This window comes from Flavobacterium solisilvae, assembly GCF_012911605.1.
Taxonomy (GTDB): domain Bacteria; phylum Bacteroidota; class Bacteroidia; order Flavobacteriales; family Flavobacteriaceae; genus Flavobacterium; species Flavobacterium solisilvae.
Genome location: NZ_JAAMPT010000052.1, coordinates 1 through 243 on the forward strand (window position 1 = coordinate 1; position 243 = coordinate 243).

A 243-nucleotide genomic window follows, 5' to 3' on the forward strand; every position below is an offset into this window, starting at 1 on the left:
TTACGCGTAATAATTGTGTCGTTGTGCTATAACATCCTGTGGCTATATTTTGTACGCGAACATGAATGATTTCGTTGTCGTTTCCTAAATAAGCGGTTGCTGGTGTTATTGGATTTTGTGGTGTTTGTGCATCGATTAAACTGTTGTAATAGGTTACAATCATCCCTGGAACGCCGCCAGTAATTACATTTTCATTAACGGTTAAGTCAAACTCAGCTTGTGTAATGGATGATCCTGTGCTAC

The 243-nt window shown here is 39.1% G+C and carries 1 protein-coding gene; it reads right to left on the minus strand.

All coding sequences use genetic code 11. The features are described from left to right. Positions 1-243: hypothetical protein (locus G6042_RS00250; protein ID WP_169522312.1), on the minus strand; the 243-nt coding region annotated here is incomplete at both ends.